The organism is Vagococcus coleopterorum (assembly GCF_011303955.1).
Lineage (GTDB): Bacteria > Bacillota > Bacilli > Lactobacillales > Vagococcaceae > Vagococcus_D > Vagococcus_D coleopterorum.
The window spans coordinates 663,754-683,855 of sequence record NZ_CP049886.1 but is presented as its reverse complement, the minus strand read 5'-3'; the positions used below and the strand labels follow the sequence as shown (position 1 = coordinate 683,855).

General features: G+C 32.8%; 13 protein-coding genes. 4 read left to right on the top strand and 9 right to left on the bottom strand.

All coding sequences use genetic code 11. From position 1 onward, the window contains the following. Positions 1 to 313: 313 nt before the first annotated feature. The 4 genes from G7081_RS03460 to G7081_RS03445 form a co-directional block, all read right to left on the bottom strand. On the bottom strand, positions 314 to 811 hold the full coding sequence (locus G7081_RS03460) for a hypothetical protein (RefSeq protein ID WP_166007429.1): 498 nt from the start codon (positions 809 to 811) through the stop codon (positions 314 to 316). Positions 812 to 905: 94 nt separating this feature from the next. Further along, positions 906 to 2,198 (bottom strand): hypothetical protein, encoded by a 1,293-nt coding sequence (locus G7081_RS03455; protein ID WP_166007427.1) that lies wholly within the window; start codon positions 2,196 to 2,198, stop codon positions 906 to 908. A 135-nt stretch (positions 2,199 to 2,333) separates the two neighbouring features. Beyond that, complete coding sequence (locus tag G7081_RS03450) at positions 2,334 to 3,221, bottom strand: hypothetical protein (RefSeq protein ID WP_166007425.1); 888 nt, start codon at positions 3,219 to 3,221, stop codon at positions 2,334 to 2,336. 914 nt (positions 3,222 to 4,135) lie between these two features. Continuing rightward, the gene (locus G7081_RS03445; protein ID WP_166007423.1) at positions 4,136 to 9,163 is read right to left on the bottom strand and encodes a sacsin N-terminal ATP-binding-like domain-containing protein; all 5,028 of its coding nucleotides are present in this window, start codon (positions 9,161 to 9,163) and stop codon (positions 4,136 to 4,138) included. A gap of 317 nt (positions 9,164 to 9,480) precedes the next feature. Here G7081_RS03445 and G7081_RS03440 point away from each other — a divergent pair, with 317 nt between their 5' ends. The 4 genes from G7081_RS03440 to G7081_RS03425 all read left to right on the top strand — a co-directional run bounded on the left by G7081_RS03440 (position 9,481) and on the right by G7081_RS03425 (position 14,693). Then, on the top strand, positions 9,481 to 10,587 hold the full coding sequence (locus G7081_RS03440) for an AAA family ATPase (RefSeq protein ID WP_166007421.1): 1,107 nt from the start codon (positions 9,481 to 9,483) through the stop codon (positions 10,585 to 10,587). Positions 10,588 to 10,590: 3 nt separating this feature from the next. Beyond that, positions 10,591 to 12,825, top strand: coding sequence for a S8 family peptidase (locus tag G7081_RS03435; protein WP_166007419.1), 2,235 nt, complete (start codon positions 10,591 to 10,593; stop codon positions 12,823 to 12,825). A gap of 659 nt (positions 12,826 to 13,484) precedes the next feature. Then, positions 13,485 to 13,814 (top strand): GNAT family N-acetyltransferase, encoded by a 330-nt coding sequence (locus tag G7081_RS03430; protein ID WP_238786661.1) that lies wholly within the window; start codon positions 13,485 to 13,487, stop codon positions 13,812 to 13,814. 396 nt (positions 13,815 to 14,210) lie between these two features. Next, positions 14,211 to 14,693, top strand: coding sequence for a GNAT family N-acetyltransferase (locus G7081_RS03425; protein WP_338064554.1), 483 nt, complete (start codon positions 14,211 to 14,213; stop codon positions 14,691 to 14,693). Between the two features lie 43 nt (positions 14,694 to 14,736). Here the strand turns inward: G7081_RS03425 and sufB are convergent, their stop codons facing one another. The 5 genes from sufB to sufC form a co-directional block, all read right to left on the bottom strand. Further along, entirely contained in the window at positions 14,737 to 16,149 is a 1,413-nt protein-coding gene (gene sufB, locus G7081_RS03420) for a Fe-S cluster assembly protein SufB (RefSeq protein WP_166007417.1), read from the bottom strand. Positions 16,150 to 16,295: 146 nt separating this feature from the next. Next, the gene (gene sufU, locus G7081_RS03415; RefSeq protein ID WP_166007415.1) at positions 16,296 to 16,784 is read right to left on the bottom strand and encodes a Fe-S cluster assembly sulfur transfer protein SufU; all 489 of its coding nucleotides are present in this window, start codon (positions 16,782 to 16,784) and stop codon (positions 16,296 to 16,298) included. After that, positions 16,771 to 18,006 (bottom strand): cysteine desulfurase, encoded by a 1,236-nt coding sequence (locus G7081_RS03410; protein WP_166007413.1) that lies wholly within the window; start codon positions 18,004 to 18,006, stop codon positions 16,771 to 16,773. Before G7081_RS03410 ends, sufU begins: the two co-directional genes overlap by 14 nt. Continuing rightward, complete coding sequence (sufD, locus tag G7081_RS03405; RefSeq protein ID WP_166007411.1) at positions 18,006 to 19,289, bottom strand: Fe-S cluster assembly protein SufD; 1,284 nt, start codon at positions 19,287 to 19,289, stop codon at positions 18,006 to 18,008. Before sufD ends, G7081_RS03410 begins: the two co-directional genes overlap by 1 nt. Positions 19,290 to 19,312: 23 nt before the next feature. Next, entirely contained in the window at positions 19,313 to 20,080 is a 768-nt protein-coding gene (gene sufC / locus G7081_RS03400) for a Fe-S cluster assembly ATPase SufC (RefSeq protein WP_166007409.1), read from the bottom strand. Positions 20,081 to 20,102 lie beyond the last annotated feature (22 nt).

The window sequence follows — 20,102 nt, the reverse complement described above, 5'->3', positions numbered from 1 at the left end:
ATTGTTTTGTACATAACCCCTGAAATACAAAATCAACATAAATCAGGAATTTTAAATCAATATCAAAAATAAATCAAACAAGACGGTGCTCTTTCGAGCTCTGCCTTGTCTAATATCAACTATTATTCCACTATCCACTAACATTTCACCCACTAAATAGCATGCATTAACAAATTTTGATATTTAGCCATTATATAAAGGTCTAATGGTCTAGTGGTTTAATCTTAATATATCTAAGTGATTATTTAATCGATTAGATATTATTTTTAGCTGGGCAACCTAAGCACTTACTCATTTTTGAGTAGGTGCTTTTTTAATTATCACTTATATCAGTTACATTCTCTGAATTCACTTTATAACGGTTGTCTTTTTTATTCACAGGTCCAAATCTAGTTATATAATACTCTTTTGTTTTAGCATCCCTATTAGCAATAATTGTAATCAATCCATCTTTTTTATCATTATTAAATAGTTTCAATAATTCTTTTATGTCTTTTTCATATAAAGTTATGACAGCTATATCTCTAATTGTAAGTTCTAATTTTTTATAAGATAAAATATTCTTAACCGCTTTATTAGGCCACCAACCAATCCTATCTATCGTTTTGTCTTTGACATTTTCGTCAAAATAATTTTTACTCACAGGCTTTAGTTCACTTAGTTCATCATTTTTTTCCGCCACCGATTTCGAGAATGAGTTTTTAATAACTGGATACACTAATGCCCCAAATCCCCCGACTAAAACACTGATAGTTAAACCTGATAACACATCCCTAAAAAAATCAACATTGAATATTATATTATATATCATTTATTTCCACCTCTATTTTTCTTATATCAACAGTCATATAAAAAACAGCCTCACCGAAAGGAGTGATTATGTACAAATAAAACTGCAATCAGCCTTATATATTCTTTAATTCCCCTTCGTTTATAGCCCCTAAGACACTACCAAACAGATCATTACATACTTTAGTTATCTCTATAAATTTTAGCCATCTTATTTCACTGTCTGACATCATTTTATCCCTACAACCCTTACTATGATTTAGCCCTTTTTTAAAATCATAATAATTAGCAAACGAACTTATATATTCCAAATATGAGGTGAATATTAGAAGATCATCAAAAAATGTATCATAAATCAAAGAATATTGTCCTTGATTTAAATATTTATTCAATAGACATATTAATTTATAGTTTTCCTCATCCATTTCAAACCATTCTTTTGGCAGATTTGTTGTTACACTTGGATTTTCAGCATCATATCTCAATGCACTTCCCATCTTAGTTATTTGCTTACCAATTAAAGCTACTAACATATCAGTTATTTGTAACCCTATATGTTGATGAGATTCTTGGCCTTTTAGAACATCAGTAAAACCTAATTCTGAAAAACCTAAATCAGGTATCCCTTCATCTAAAAAAAGTTGGTTTTCTTCGCCTTCCCAATTATTAACTACTTTGTTTTCAGTAACCCACAAATCTATCGACCACTTAAATTGTTCCCAATCAAACTGAACTTCATCGAAGTCTATTTCACTTAATCTATGCTTATGCTGTTTAAATACCTTAACCATATTTTTATATTCCGAAATTTGCATTTCCATTCTTTTATTTCTACTATGAATATCTATGAATTCTTTCAACTCTTTAATAAGTGCACTTATAAACTCTTTATTACTTATATTATTATCAAATAACAATTCATTAAGCTCTTGCGACGACTCTATTTCAAAGAACTTAGTAATCGAGTATTTTATTAAATGAACATTATGTATATGCCTGTCTCTTTGCAACTCTAACAACCACTTACTAAACCGTACATTAACAACAATCGAAAATTTACTAATCGCAAAACATAAGTTGGAACAGTCGTTCTCTATAAGAATTTTTAACAACTCCGTGTAAAAGTTAACCTCTTTTGTATGCATGTTTGCAATTCCATAGTTAAAATGAGATTTTAATATTTGTTGCCCTTTCAACTCAGAAGATTTATTTTGCCTCTCGAATCCATTAATTATTTTTTTGTATTCATCTTCAACTTTTCCTTTTACCGAATTTTTCACACTAAAAAGATTTGCAACGTACGAACTCATATTATCATCAGCTAAATTCAAACGCTTTTCATGAGAAAAATCTTTAGCAATCCGTATAGTTTCTTGTGGTCCTTTTTCATCTATATAAACATAACTCACATTATTTCCTCCCTTATATCACCCGAACAGTCCTTAACTATAGAACCAATCAAGATACCTACTTTTGAATAACACCAACTAATCACCTAAGCATGATATAATCCTTTTCATGCTTAAAAAATTTTAATGCACTAATCATTTGATCAACGTTCCGACAAACTTAGCTACTGACTTATATAAGTTATTTAGTATCTGTTTATACGGACCAGCGTACTTAACATAATATATTAGGATATTATTCATGAATAATCCCATTAATTGAATGGGAATAGCCATTATATAAATTAAAATAATAAATTTTAACCAGTTTACAATGTCATTGAGGGGAGTTGTAAAAAATATAAATCTATCAAAAATAGCAAAAGAGTCCCTAAAATTTATTTTAATATCACTAAAAATAGTTATCACTCCTAATATAGTAAGCAAAAATGATGCAGGAATAAAAGATAGTTTCAAAAACGAATGATGATTGTCTAAAACTGACAATAAAAAATTACTATCGTCTATGTTCTTCAACCGAAAATACATACCCAGATTTATTACTATGACATAAAGCAACATCACCATAAGCAATATCGCCTCCGAGCTAAATAAAATATTTGAGACTTCCTCTAGATCAGAGTATTTTAAAATATATAATTTTATCCATTCTGATATTATAAACATCGGGAAAACTGCAAAATAATAAACAAACATAGGAACCTGATATTTTGTCATATTATTATCCTTATAGTTTTTTAGCCACCTGGAACAAAAAATATCACATAACGATGATAAAAATAAAAAACTAGGGAAAATAAATATCAAAAAAATAAAAAACACAAGAAATAATGTTAGCCCTACGATAACTATTATACCTCCTAATAAAAGAAGTAATACTTTCCAAGCTGACAATAGCAATGCTAATATCACCAATAAAAATAAATAGTTTTCAATCAAAAAATTCACTATCAGTTTAAATACGTCACCTATCCTATTTTTTTTAATCCAATTTTTTACCAGTCCGTGTACCTTCTTCCACATAGAAATCTCCCTTCATACTGACTAGCCTCTAAACTGAAAATGTCATGATTAGTAAAGCAAGTCAAAAAAATAATAATATATATTACTAGCCGCACATAACGCTTTTATTTCATTCACATTATACATCAGATATAACAAAACGAACCACCAATTTAACGACAGCCCTTCCTGTTATTTTATAGTCATATCCCCTTCATATAGCTCTACAGATTCTAATCCTAAAAATACCAGTATATCTGTCATTCGTTTAGATATTTTAAGTAACTCCACTAAACTCTCATTCTTACGGGTTACCTCATGACCTCGAGAGTCTACTTGATCTACCATAATTCCTCAATTAGATATATCGGTAATCAGATGGTTTTTAATCTCCCATAGCTTCATGTAATCCGATACTAAATCTAATAAATACTTAGAGTCTGTTCTATTAGATATGAGCCAAACAACAATAAATACCTATGCACATGTTACTCCTGAACAATCTGAAAATACTAGTTAAAAGCAAGAAAATTATTTAAGTGTCTGACAAATCGATAGCTTTTCAGATAGCATTTTAGATTTATAGACAAACAAAAAAGCTAGGAATGTTGTTAAAACAACATTTCTAGCTTAAATAATATACTTACCCCACTGACCCTTCCAGCAGAAAGTTAGCTTTTTTTGAAGGCTCTAAGAGACTCTAAACGTTGATATAACAGTATTCTGTTTTTCTAGTGAATACTGTTGTATCCCGTTAATTTTTGCTAATTGTAGTTAGTTTTGAGTTAGTTTCAAACTGTTTCAACGAAAAAAACATGGATATTTCGGATGATTTTTAGTAAGAAAATTGCGAGCTAGAATAAATACTAATAAAACACCTTAATACAAAAACCCTAAAGATCTTTGATCCATATCACTTTATTATTGTCAGAATTTTAATTTTTAATTTCAGATATAACGCTTGTATAACTTGAATCTAAAATTGATTTAGGATTTTGATTATAGCCTAGCTCATATTTTGTATATTCCGCCACACTTTTAGATAAATACTCTTGTAACGATATATCCGTAATATATTTATTATTACTAAGTACTTCAGGCACCTGACCTTTCAATGCTTTTACTAAATGATACGTCCATATTCCATTACTTAATTTATCACTTGAATAAGAACTTTCTCCTGTTTGACAAGATAAAAAAGTAGCATAATAAGGGAACTCACTTGAAAATAGTTTGATTTCTTCATCATTAATATCCTTAATGTTATTCCTCTCATTTGGATTTTGAAACATTTGGGCACATGCATCTATAAAAATAAGTGCATTATTGCATTTTGATTTTTGTAGAGGCTCTAATAATATTCTCTTTAATGAAACGGCCGTCTCAATTACATTAGACGGGTGCATATCAAAAGTAGATAAATAATTGGTAATACCATCATGAAATCCATGACCAACGTAGTAAAAAATCAAGCGATCTTCTTCAGTTAAATTATAAAAATGGTATTTTAAATCATTTTCTAAATTACTCTTCAATGCATTTTCATTTATAATCATTACTATGTCTTCTTTAGAGATATTCATAGACTCCACTAACATTTTTTTAAATTCTAGCGCGTCATCAATAGCATACTTGACTTTAGTAATTTGATTATTTTCCCTTTTTGTATAATCTTCTATAGCAATGATGATAGCTAATGTTCTAGTATATCTAGGCGCACTCAATTGAGTTATTTGCTCAGATTTTCCTTCTATAACACTCTGAGATTCAACTCTAACATATTTATTATTCCCTAATAGGATATCTTCACCTGATTTATCTGTTTTTATTACAAAAATGCTTTTGTCTTCATGTATCGCCCAATCAAAGACTACATTTGGAATAGGAGATAGCAGGGAAATTGCATTTTTAGTAATTTCTGTAACAGAAAAATCCTTACTAAGCCCTACAACTTCATTCAAATCTGGAGATATTTCTGTCATTCCAAAAATTAATTTACCTCCACTCGTATTAGCTAAAGATGATATAATTTTTGCTATTTTTTGTGGAGCATAAGGTACCGCATTAAACTCTAAAATTTCGGATTTTGACTCATTAGTTAAACTTTCAATTTCACTTTCTGATAGTTCAATAGTATTTATAGGTATTCTGTTTACACCAGTTTTTTTCAAAAGTTGACCTATTGTGATTTTTTGAGGAATATTTGTTCCATCTTCATACCAAAGTTCAGCATCAACGTACTCAAGAACATCAAACTCTGACGTGTAATATATTAATACTTGATTATTATCGGATGGTCTTGCTACTACAGTTATTTCATTGCCATTTTTGATTATACCACCAATAATACTAGTAGCAATTTTAAAATAATTTGAGCAATCATACTCTGGTAATTTTTCTAAATGACTCAGCACGTTTTCTACTGATCTGGATATAAGTCTCTCCGCATACTTTAGTCCTTCATAATCTGATTTAGACATGTGAAAAAATTCTAAGGTCGTTTCTTTCTCATTAACCACTTTTTCAATATCTGCAAAATTAGAAATAGGATAATTTTTTATTAAAGTGTTAGAATCAAATTCATTGTAAAGTGTAGCTGGAATTTCTAATTCTTCTTGTTCAAAATACTCTTGAATCTCATCCTGCGTTGATCTAAGTAAAAAGTCGAGTTTTTTACCATATCCGTTCAAACAGAAATATTTACACAATATTTCTGATAGGGTCAAAAATACACTATTAGAATTCCAAGGATAAGTCACATAAAGCTTTCGTTCATTATAGTGAGTGTTTACACCTTTAGTAAAATCTATACCTGTATATGTGATTTCAAACTGATCAGATTGGTAAATTTCCAAATCACTAACTTTTGCTTGTAATTCATTTACTATATTGACTACATCACTATCGTTATCTTCACTAGCAATCCAAATTCCAAAAAACGGAAGTATCCTTCTTAGTTTTTCTTTTAAAGATGTAGCTTCTTCCAATTGATGATAAATTAACTCAAATTCACTTTGTCTTAATAGCTTTACTTGAAAATATTCTAATAGCTTTTCTAGGTTTGGATGCTCTCTATTTTCAGCACTAAGCATCATGAATATATATTGCTCTTGGAATACATTCTCATTACCGTCTAAAAAGAATTTAAGAGAGTTACACTTTGTAAATTGTCTTTTCGTATTTAACAATTGTTCAGTTCGTGACCAAGCTTTTACGGTCTCTATATCATCGGTATTCCAATTGATACATTGTATTAATAATTTAGAGTATATAGACTGAATCCTCTCATAATTTTCACTTTTCAAGTAATTGTTTTTATCAGTATCTAAAGAGATTTGTTTTAGTATTTCTAAATAATCAGCTACATTTAAAGCAGTTTTAAAATTGAAAAATGATCTCCAATCAGAGTTCAACTCAGGACCACTAAAAACTGGTAAGTATTTTCCAGAGAGTTCTTTAATTTCCTTTGTATTTAGTAATACCTTACTTGATATCTCACATTTCTTCAAAAGAGTAGGTATAATTTTAGCATTATTAATGAGCCATGGAACATAGTTTCCCACAGCATCACCATTTCGTCTACCTAGTCTTCCTTGATTTCCCCAGTAGGCTCTAGCTGGAATTTCTAGACTTTCATTATCAAAGTTTTCTATATAATCATTCCAAAATCCCAAAGAAAATTCATAGTTATTTTCTATAAAATTAATGTAGTTCATGGTTATTACTTCACTAAAAGTATCTGCTTTAAAAATAGTAACGTATGGTTTGAAATACTTGTCTTCACTTTCGAAATATTCATTTTTTATACCTGAATCAACTAAACTAGATGTAGAACTTTTGTTTAAATATTTTATTTCTGAAATGCCTTCTTGAACTCCAAGCATTTTAAAAAATATTTTCCATTCATCTTTATATAAAGGGTTTTCACAGTAGGAGCTACTAACAAAAATATCTTTTTCTAAAATTTTTTCGCTCTTTAATCTCGGATTATAATAATTCGAAAGATAGCACATTTTTGCAGGACAAAGAGTATCATTTAAAGTAAGTAATTTCAAATCTGCTAATTGTATGATTAAATCTTTTTTTAATTCACCTTTCATATATAAACCGAACAATTCTCTGATTGTCTGTATCGCATTATCTTTTGTAATATAAGAATTTGCATTAGGCAAAATATTCTGAGCTATATAGGTAGTATCTGTTCTCTCGGTAACCCCAATTTTTTCTAGCCATTGTCTGCTATCCATATCAATTACTAACCAATTTTGTAATTCTTGATGAACAAAAGACAATTCATTATTAGGATTATTCCAGTTGTCATCACCCGCTACTGGAAAACATACTCTATTAGGATAATTAAGAACATTTTTTTGATCCCAAATAAATGGAAGTTCACTACAGAAACTCTCAGTAATCACCATATTTTTCCCAGATGAGCATACTATTTTAATATATTTTATTAAATCAATATTATTGCTGATCGTATGGGTCTCAATAAATTTTTTTGATGAAAGAAAAGACTTTAAATCATTCCACTCAAAACTTATAGCACCCATTTTTTTAAAATCATAAAAAAACTGTTTGTTTTTAGCGAACTGCTTATCTTGAACTGAAAGTACCGTATTACCTCTATTAGTAGCAAAAAATTTTATTGAATCTTTTTCTATAAATTTTTTATCAGATAAAGATGTAAAATCAACTATAGTATTCTCAATTTTAATTAATTCATTTTGTTTTGAAAGTATAAATGGAACGCTTTTTAATGCTTCATTTATCCCTTCATTAAATGCTTTACCCAAATCATTTTCAACGCTTTTATTTGGAATCAATTTATAGGCTTCAGATTTAAATTCACTCAATACTAATACTGATATCCAACGAAAAATCTCAACAGCTATTGTTTTAAACAGCCACTGATTCCATTTGGAATCTGTATGAAGTGACTCACGATTGGCAGAAGTTAAGAAACTTGTATTAGCAAGAACTGGCAAGGAATATTTAGTTTCGTCGGTAGGTAAATATGAATAAAGAAGCTTTTCATGATTGGATAGTTTAACAATCCCATCTGCCTCAATTTTTGCAGCCAGAGCTAATTCTATTACTTCAGTTTTTAGTAATTTATCAGGAACATTCCTCTCATCTTGCATTTCATATTTTACATTTTGAGGAACTTTTAACTGTATTGTATTTATTAACCAATCAATTGGAGCCTCATTATTTTTCTGCAAACTTATTCTGTTTTCGACAGATCTATCGATTTTAATACTATTTTTTTCTTCTAAATCAAAATTTATTTCACAAATATTTTTAAGGAATAAAAAAACATTTAAATTATTAGCTAGACTTTGAATGGCTTCACTTGTTTCATGTATATTTTTCATATGGATTATTGTTGCAACTTTTACTTCATCATCTTTAACAAATTGATTGATAGATTTTGAAATATCTTTTGATTCTGTATATATGGGGATAATTTGCCAAGGAAATTGAAATTCCCTATCGTTATTCGTTTCCCAATGCTCTTTAGTATCTTCCCAAGCCCACTCAAATTGATAATTAGCATCAAAACTAAAATACTCATCCTCCGTGTATATTGTGACTTTATCAGATTGACCAAAAACTGATTTAAAACCTATACCTTTGTATCCAGTTTTCGATATATCCGTTTTCTTTGTACCATTATTTATATTACAAATTCCTTGAACATCTCTTTTTGTAAAAGGACTTCCAGAATGTGCTATCACTAAATTATCACCAAAAATTTTTATCCATACTTTAATAGGTTTATCATTTTTGCAAGAATCATCTGCATTTTGTAAAAGCTCATAAATAAATCTTTTTGAATCTGTATATAAATCACTTGATAACGCATTCAAGGAACTTGCTTGGTTAACAGCCTGCATTGGTTGTGCGTAAATAGAGTTCTCTTGAAAAGTTTTCTCAATTTGACCTTTTATTCTCATATTGAACCTCATCTCCTTTTCTTTTCTAAATAAATATCAAAAAATAGTTTAATCAATGTTATTAAAATTATAGCATAGCTCACAAACCGATAATGGATAGCTAGTATAAAAAAATTGATTAAACTAAAGAAACAGTGGAAGATATTTATACTATTTAATTCAAAAAAATAAAATATAGCTTATATAGAGCTATATTAAAAATCTAAACTCAGCTATGTCCCGTTTTAAATAAAAATTTAAAAAAGGAACAAAAAGTTGATAAAAACCTTTGTTAATGGTATATTATCCTTGTCCCACTGAAGAAAGGTTGGTTAAAAATGAATCATATAAATAAAAATCTCCCAAATCTAATTAAGGCTGCGTTTGAAAATGATATTGAGACAGTTGAATTATCTTCTCTTAACATTATTCGCGCTCTAAAGAAAGAGGATGAAGATACTGCAAAAAAAATTTCAGCCCTTCTATCTAATTACAGATCAGGTGCTTCTTTAACAAGAGCTTTTGGTCAAGAACCAGTACCGAGAGATGAAGAAGGATTAAACAGTCTCGTAAAACTAGAGAATAACGAAGACTTTTCTTCAAAAATTTTTCTTTCAAAAAAATATGAAGAAACTATAGATAACTTTTTAAAAAATAGGGAGCACATGGAAAAACTCATTGATTTTGGAATTGCTCCTTCTAATAGTTTACTTCTTTACGGAGAACCAGGTGTTGGTAAAACATTTTTGGCCAAATATATTTCCAATAAAACTCAATTACCACTTATTACCTTGGACTTATCTTCCACAATTTCAAGCTATCTTGGGAAAACTGGGAAAAATATTAAAGAGGTTTTAGATTACGCTAAACGATCCCCTTCTATCCTATTTTTAGATGAATTTGATGCAATTGCTAAAAGAAGAGATGATTCTAGTGATCTTGGAGAATTAAAAAGAACCGTAAACGTTCTTTTAAAAGAGTTAGAAACTTGGCCATTCGATTGTATTCTAATTGCAGCAACAAACCATCCTGAACTTTTGGACAACGCAATTTGGAGAAGATTCGATTTGAAAATTGAAGTTGAAAAACCAGATAAATCACTTAGACTCAAACTTTGGAAATATTATTTAGATAGAGGAGTTGTTGAAATAAATGATGACTTCATCTTTTTTTTAAGTTCCACATTAACTGATGTTTCCCCTTCTGACATTGAACAAATCAGTTCTAGTTCATTACAAAAACAAATTGTTTCTGGCGGAAGCATAGAAACAAATACCATCAAGAGTATCATCGAAACAAATGTAATTTCTGAACATAACTTAAAGAAAAAATTAGTTGTGGCACTAAAAAAAGAGTATGAAAAAAATGCTACTCAAAGAGATTTAGCAAAATTAACAGGATTTCCATTATCTTCAATAAATAGATATTTAAAAGAGGAGGAATAACTTATGTCAAATGAACGTAGACCTATTCTTGGTCGTGGCGAAAACCTAGTAGAGCCAATTACTAAAAGCAGTGGTGGTGGGCCAAAAAAATACCCCCGTTCTTATTCTGAAGCATTAGAATTAGTTACTTCAAATTTGAAACAGTTAGAATCAGAGATAACAAAAATACCTGAAGAAAAAAGAATGAATAAAATTGTTGTTACTGTTCGTTTACATGAGGATTTCCTCGCTAAGTCTTACACACCTGAAACTTTTTTTAGAAACTTAAATTACGAAAATATTGGTTCTCGAAAATGGATTACCGACTCTGGAAAAGAAAGTAAAATGAATTTTATCAAACTTGACCCTAATAATATAGATAATAATATTAAAACTTTGACGTCATTTAATACGAAAAGCTTCAAAGATGATTTAAGAAAGATAGAAGAAATAAATATTTTAAATGTTGATGAGACTGTCCTTGGTTTTGAAGAATCATGGGATAACGGACGTGTTGAGTTAGTTCTACATCCATTTGAAGAAACACAGTTAGTTTTAGAAAAACTCTATTCTTTACTAGATCTAACAGCTGAACAGCGCCAAAAAGTTAAATACAAAAAGTATGATAATGGACCTCTATTTGTAAGTACTATTATTTCAAAAGATAAACTAAAAAATGTTGCAGAGTTCAACCCTTTAAGAACAGTACATCCACTTAAAGTTGAAGTTAATTCTTTTAGCAAAGATCCCTTCATAGTAAAAGTAAAAGAACCTGTTGCCCCACCTATACCCACAAAAAAAATAGGAATAATTGATGGCGGAGTGAACTTGGGAAATCCTTTTTTCTCAAGCTACGTTACTCAGAATTTTGAAGTTGCCTCTCCACCTAGTAATATGTTTACTCAACATGGTTCAAATGTTGCAAGTATGGCATTATATGGTGACTTATATGGTATGAAGAAAGACGAACAATTAATGCCCCCTATATTAGGAATAGAAAGTATTCGTGTTTTTCCAACTTCAGATTCTGATGATATCGATTTGTACGAGTCAATCGACCTTATCGAAGAAGCTGTTCCTAAATTAAAGGATGTTGATGTTTTTAACGTTTCTGTTGGCCCAATAGGAAATATTCTGGATGATGATATTAGCCGATTCACAACAGCATTGGATCAGCTATCTTATGATTATAAAAAATTATTCACTGTAGCGGTAGGAAATACTGGTTCTAAACCATCTCCTCTTAATAGAATCCAGTCACCAGCAGATATGGTTAACGGAATTGGTGTTGGTTCCTATTCTATAAATCAAGGTGGTGACTACTCCCGAGCCATATATAGTTCTGTTGGCTTTGGGCGAGAGGGTTGTAAAATTAAACCAGATTTATGTGAGCATGGTGGCTCTACTAGTCGCCCTCTTCAAGTATTAAATTCAGATTCATTTTCTATGAACAATGTTATGGGAACAAGCTTTTCCGCACCTGTAGTTGCGAAAAAAGCAGCTGAGCTCATGCTAAAAAGTAAGGATGTTGGAGTACTCACTGCTCGTGCTCTCTTAACTCAAAATGCATCAAATGAAATTCAAGAAGTCAATCATGAACTAGGTTACGGGGCTTGTATTTCACGAACTGATGATATTTTGACATGTTCTAAGAATAAAGTTACTATCTTATATAATAATGAAATGTCTGTAAAAAATTCAGCTAAATTGCGAATCCCATTACCTCAAAATAGTTCAGCTAAAAAGTACAAAATTTCATGGACAATTGTCTCTGATACTCAGCCCAATCCTCTATTTGCTGAAGGTTATACATCAACTGCATTAGAGGACACTTTTTATCCAAATGAAAATAAATTTAATTACAGACTAGGTAAAACCTCTTATGCAAGGAATATTGTTCATCAATCTAAAGAAATACAAGAATTGAAAGCGAAAGGGTTTAATCAAAGTACTATTCAAGCTAGTTCAACACCAATGAAATTTGCCTCTGAAGCAGATAGAAGAAACGAGCAAAAATGGGACACTGTGGTAAAACGAAGTAAAGTTTGTCTCGCCAAAACTTTAGATTACCCTTTCTTGACAGTTCATGCTCTAGATAGAGAAACTACTAAAACACGTGTAAGATATAGCGTAGCCATCACAGTCGAAGCATTAAATTATAATGGCGATCTATATGATGAAATCATGAATGAGTATCGGGTTCTTCAACCAATTAATGTACAACTTGAAAATGAATTGCGAATTTCAAATAAGTTTTAGTTTTTTAAATACTTATATAGTATACCATCGCTTAGTTTATCAAGAAGCATTAAGCATTCAATATTAAGAAGAAGTTTGAAAAAGGCGTTTCCATCATTTTGGAGCGTCTTTTTCATTTGAGCTAAACTTCCATCTAACTAAAAGGTAACAACAAATGAATAAAAAAAGAAGCAGAGTGATTACTACATTAGCCACTACTGTCTATTATGAAAAAGTTGCTAACTATATCTCTACCTAGCACGTTAAATCATTGGGTTGATTACACTGGACCGATGAAGGCATCCATATAATTAAATCGGATAATCAGCCCGCTTTTTGTATTGAACATGGAATACTTCTTACTGGCGGCTCTGTATTTTCCCGTTCATAACTAACTACCGCAGAGAAGGAAGGACTTTCATCAATCTCGTACTATAGCTACCAAATAAACCCTACTATTGGTATTTATAAGATTACTGAAAACTTATTTTAGCTTGAATTTGGCGTTGAATTATTAATTACAAAAATCCCAATTTTGAGAATTGTTGAGCTAAAAAAAATTGAAATAAGGAACTATTATATTAAACAATCAACTAGCAACACCACAAGATTATCAATTAATTTTAAGTATTTGAGAGAAATCTGCGTTAGCAACACACGATTTCCTTAGTCCAAATGACTTGGATTTTTATAAAGCGCAAATACCAAACTTTCTAGATTATGTCGAATTACGTGTCTGGTCTATCGACAGGCTGCAGCCAATCGGTTTCAGCGGAACAAGCGATAATGTATTAGATATGTTATTCCTTAATCCTGAAAAAATAGGTGGTGGGTATGGCCATCAGATTTTAACTTGGTTAATTGAAAATAAACAAATTAATAAAATTGATGTTAACGAACAAAACCATCGTACGAAAGATTTTTATTTGAAGCATGGCTTTAAAATTGTTTCAAGAAGTGAACGAGATAGTTTTGATAACCCATATCCCATTATACATTTAGAACAATAAGAAAAAGTACCTACTCCACTGAGTAGGTACTTTTTCTTATATATTAACCAACACTACCTTCCATTAAAGATTTAGATTATCAGTAATATTATATTTGTATCAAACTCAGTAAACATACTGATTCTTTACTTTTAACAAATCATTAAGAATCATTCGTTTTCACTCAAATGGCATTTAACATGGCATTTAGTTTTTGAGGAGCTATTTCAAAAATCAATTTCTTTTCTATACGTTATGATTAAAAATATAATAACTCATTTCATACATTTTTTCGTTCGCATATTCAAATTGACCACTAACCTATTTCTAATATATAATATAATTATTAAAACTATGAAACGGAGTAATAAATATGAAAATTTATTTCAGTTGGGGGTTTACCCAAAGAATTATCAAATGTGCAATGGAAAGGAGCTGATAAAAAAACTTTTGAAAGAAGGAACTACTATGTTAAAAAATCAACTAGCAACACCACAAGATTATCATTTAATTTTAAGTATATGGGAGAAATCTGCGTTAGCAACACACGATTTCCTTAGCCCAAATGACTTGGATTTTTATAAAGAGCAAATACCAAAATTTCTAGATCATGTAGAATTACGTGTCTGGTCTATCGATGGGCAGCAGCCAATCGGTTTCAGTGGAACAAGCGATAATGAATTAGATATGTTATTCCTTGATCCTGAAAAAATAGGTGGTGGGTATGGGCATCAGATTTTAACTTGGTTAATTGAACATAAACAAATTAACAAAATTGACGTGAACGAACAAAATCATCGTGCGAAAGATTTTTATTTGAAGCATGGCTTTAAAATTGTTTCAAGAAGTGAACGAGATGGTTTTGATAAACCATATCCCATTTTACATTTAGAAAAATAAGAAAAAGTACCTACTCAACTGAGTAGGTACTTTTTCTTTTATATTATCCAACGCTACCTTCCATTTCGTACTGAATCAGGCGGTTTAATTCTACTGCGTATTCCATTGGGAGTTCTTTTGTAAATGGTTCTACGAATCCCATAACAATCATCTCTGTGGCTTCGCCTTCTGATAGGCCTCGGCTCATTAAGTAGTATAATTGTTCTTCTGAAATTTTTGAGACTTTCGCTTCGTGCTCTAAGGCAACTTGGCTGTTGTGAATCTCATTGAACGGAATCGTATCACTCTTAGATTTATCATCCATGATGATCGTATCACATTCAATATGTGAGATTGAGCCAGCACTCTTCTTGCCGAAGGTTACTTGTCCACGGTAGTTCACTTCTCCACCATCTTTGGCAATTGATTTAGAAACAATTGATGATGATGTATTTGGTGCGTTGTGAATCATCTTCGCACCTGTATCTTGGATTTGACCTTCACCAGCGAAAGCGATTGATAACATCGTTCCACGAGCACCAGGTCCATCTAAGTAAACACTTGGATATTTCATTGTTGTTTTAGCACCTAAGTTACCATCAATCCATTCCACTGTGGCACCTTCATAAGCTTTGGCACGTTTTGTTACCAAGTTATAAACGTTGTCAGACCAGTTTTGGATTGTTGTGTAACGACAGTAGGCATCTTTACGCGTAAAAATCTCAACGATGGCAGCGTGTAAGCTGTTTGTTGAATAAGTCGGAGCGGTACAACCTTCTACGTAGTGAACGCTTGCGCCTTCGTCTACGATGATTAAGGTACGCTCAAATTGTCCCATGTTCTCACCGTTAATACGGAAGTAAGTTTGTAATGGCACATCAACTTTAACATTTTTCGGTACATAGATAAATGTTCCACCTGACCAAACCGCTGAGTTTAAAGCAGCTAGCTTGTTGTCAGTTGGTGGCACTAATTTAGCAAAGTACTCTTTAAATAAATCTGGGTATTCTTTCAAGGCAGAATCCGTATCTGTGAAGACGATTCCTAATTTAGAAAACTCTTCTTTCATGTTGTGGTAAACCACTTCTGATTCATACTGGGCTGAAGCGCCAGCTAAGTATTTACGTTCTGCTTCGGGAATCCCGATACGTTCAAAGGTTTCTTTGATTTTATCTGGTACATCATCCCAATCACGAGCTGGCTCGTCACTGGCTTTTTTATAATAAGTTAGGGCTTCAAAATCGATATCTGATAGATCAGGTCCCCACTCTTGCATATGCATTTTATTGAAGGCTGCTAAAGATTTCAAGCGGAAATCTAACATCCATTCTGGTTCTTCTTTGATGGCAGAAATCTCGCGAACGATATCTTCAGATAACCCTTTCCCTGTTTCATAGACTGATGTGACATCATCGTGAAACCCGTATTTATATTCCTCTAACTCAGGGACTTCAATTGGTTCAAATTCTTCACTCATGGTCAGCACTCCTTTACTCTGTAGTCTTTTATTGGAGGTCGTTGTCCATTACTTCTAACTCACTAAAGTTAGAAGAGGAATGGCTCTCCGATGTCCCATACTTCTAACTCACTAAAGCGAGAAGAGTAATGGCTCTCCTTTACTATTTAATCTTGTTCTGTATGTGTGTCACAATGACTAGCTGTTTCAACTGTCGTTGTTTGATTCTCTTTGATACCTTTTTCTAAAGCTTTCCAACCTAATGTCGCACATTTAATGCGAGCTGGGAATTTAGCCACTCCACCAAGCATTTGGGCGTCACCTAAATCATCAATGTTAGGGACGTCTTTGCCTTGAACCAATTCTGAAAATTGATCAACTAAGGCTAAGGCTTCGGCAGTTGTTTTTCCAATCACGGCATCCGTCATCATACTTGTACTAGCTGTACTAATCGAACAACCACTACCAGAAAAACGGATATCTGAAATTTTATCATTGTCGTCAATGGCTAACTGAAGCTGGATGACATCACCACACGTTGGGTTATTCATTTCAATTTCAGTTGAGGCATCATCTAAAACACCATGATGGTGAGGATGACTTGAGTGATCCAGGATCACTTGACGGTATAAGTTATCTAATCTAGATAGGGCCATTTTCAAAAAACTCCTTCGCTGCAATAACGGCTGCCACAAATTGGTCAGCTTCTTCGATTGTATTATAGAAATAAAAACTTGCTCTAGCTGTTGATTGCACATCTAAGTAGCGCAATAACGGTTGGGCACAATGATGTCCCGCACGCACTGCCACCCCTTGCATGTCCATAGCTGTAGCTAAGTCATGGGGATGAACGCTGTCTAAGTTGAAAGCAATCACCGCACCACGATCATCACTTGATTGTGGACCGTAGATTGTTAAACCATCAATCGCTTGTAATTTTGGCATCACGTAGGCTGTTAACTCTTCTTCATAAGCGTGGATTTGATCCATACCGATTTCAGTTAAGTAATCAACGGCTGCACCTAAAGCAATCGCGCCAGCAATGTTGGGCGTACCGGCTTCGAACTTCCAAGGAAGCTCTGTCCATGTACTTTCTTGGTCATAGACGAAATCAATCATCTCACCACCAAACTCAACTGGTTCCATTTTTTCTAAGTGTTGACGTTTACCATAAAGAACACCGATCCCTGTTGGCCCACACATTTTATGACCACTAAAGGCATAGAAGTCCACATCTAACGATTGAACATCGACCGTCATATGAGGAACGGCTTGAGCCCCATCAGCAATGATAATCCCACCATGTTGGTGAACTAAATCAGCTAGCTCTTTAATCGGGTTTGTCACCCCAAGAACATTAGAAACATGCGCAATCGATAAGACTTTTGTTTTAGGGCCAATCTTTGCTTTCGCATCTGTCATATCTAGTTGACCATCAGCTGTTAGTTCTAAATAAACTAACTTAGCCCCTGTCGCTTTCGCTACTTGTTGCCAAGGCACAATGTTAGAGTGATGTTCCATGTAAGAAATCACAATCTCATCGCCAGCTTTTAAGTTTGCCATGCCGTAGCTTTGAGCTAACCAATTGAGACTGGTTGTTGTCCCACGTGTGAATAAAACTTCGGCCGTTTCATTGGCATGAATGAAGGCACGAACTTTTTCACGAGCTGCTTCATAGTCTTTCGTAGCACGTTCTGCTAAGGTATGAACCCCGCGGTGAACGTTAGCATTATCTTCTTGGTAGTACTTGTTTAAGACATCTAAAACCTGTTGCGGTTTTTGAGTTGTCGCCGCATTATCCAAGTAGATTAAGGGTTCATCATTAACTTGTTGATCTAGTATTGGGAAATCTTTTTTCAATGCTTTAGCATCAAACATTAAGATAACTTCCTTTCAATAACCTCAGCTAATTCTTTTTGAACTTCTTTAACTGGAATCGCTGTTAAGACTGACCCTAGGAAACCACGAATGACTAAACGTTCTGCTTCAGTTTTTCTTAAACCACGACTCATTAAGTAGTACATCTCTTCTGGATCCACACGACCAACAGAGGCAGCGTGTCCAGCAGTGACTTCATTTTCATCAATTAAAAGAATTGGGTTGGCATCGCCACGCGCTTGGTCTGATAACATCAAGACACGACTTTCTTGTTGCGCATCAGAACCTTTTGCTCCTTTTAGAATATGACCAATTCCGTTGAATGTTAAGGTACCACGATCACGGATAACACCGTGTTGTAAAATATGTCCCACAGAATGTGGTGCCATATTTGTCACACGCGTATCAATTCCTTGAACTTGTTTACCAGAACTAATGGCAACGGCTTTGACTTCTGAATGAGAGCCTTCGCCTACTAAATCAGAATCAAAGTCAGCGACAATGTTCGCTTCGTTCATCACGCCAATCGCCCAGTCAACTGAGGCATCACGCATAATATGTCCACGACGGTTCATATAAGCTGTGACATTTTCGCCTAATTGATCAATAGCAGAGAATTTCACTTTAGCGCCTTGTTTCGCAATCACTTCCACCACGATATTGGCAGTTGATTTAACATCACCTTCACCAATTGTTTGGAAACGTTCCAAGTAGTTAAATTGTGAATTTTCATCGGCTAAGATTAGCACGTGTTTTACGAAGTTTGTTGTTGACGCTGCATTTTGTAAATACAACGCTTCAAATGGTTCTTCAACCACAACATTTTTCGGTACATATAAGAACATTCCGCCACTCATGAACGCAGCATGGAAGGCTGTTAATTTATCTTCATCCGCTTTAACGGCTAATTGCATATATGCTTCTTTCACTAATGCTTCGTGCTCTTGCATCGCTGTAAAGATATCTGTAAAGATAACTCCTTGCTCGATTAAGCTCATTGGCATTTGTTCAGCAATGGTAATGTTGCCGTGTTGAATTAATAATGGATTTTCTTTGACTTGATCAAAGCTGTAGACTCCTTCAAAGTCCACAGTTTCATCAAAGTCTACCACTTTTGTTAGATCCCAACGGTCAATTTTGACACGTTCAATATCTGGTAATGGTAACTCAGTTATTTTAGCTAATGCTGCTTGTCTTAGGTCAAGCATCCAAGAAGGTTCTCCTTGACTAACTGAGTAAGCTTTAATTTCCCCAAGATAATTAGTAAATTCATTGGTTGTCATTTAGCTTGTCCTCCTCTTTAATATTAGTCTTCAGATAACTCGATGCCTAGTTCTTGGCTGATTCCAACATAACCTTCTGCTTCTAAACGTTTCGCAAGATCTGCTCCACCAGTTTTAACCACACGACCATCCATCATCACGTGAACCACATCTGGTGTGATGTAGTTTAATAGACGTTGATAGTGAGTGATGATTAACGCACCAAAATTATCGCCACGCATTTCGTTCACGCCTTTTGATACAACTTTAAGAGCATCGATATCTAGACCAGAGTCAATCTCATCTAAAATGGCAAAAGTTGGTTCTAACATTAATAATTGTAAAATTTCGTTACGTTTTTTCTCTCCACCTGAGAAGCCTTCGTTTAAGTAACGTTCAGCCATTTCTTCAGGCATATCTAATAACGCCATTTTTTCATCCATTTTTTTAATGAATTCCATAACAGACATTTTGTTATCGTCATCACGTTTTGAGTTAATTGCTGCACGCATGAATTCAGCGTTTGTAATCCCAGCAATTTCACTTGGGTATTGCATCGCTAAGAAAAGACCAGCGCGAGCGCGTTCGTCTACTTCTAATTCTAAAATGTTTTCACCATCTAACAGAATTTCACCTTCAGTGACTTCATAGTTAGGATTTCCCATAATCGCAGCAGATAATGTTGATTTACCTGTTCCGTTTGGTCCCATGATGGCATGGATTTCGTTGGTGTTCATTGTTAAGTTAACACCTTTTAAGATTTCTTTATCTTCAATTGACACATGTAAATTTTTAATTTCTAAAACTGACATTGGCAATGACCTCCGTATCTTT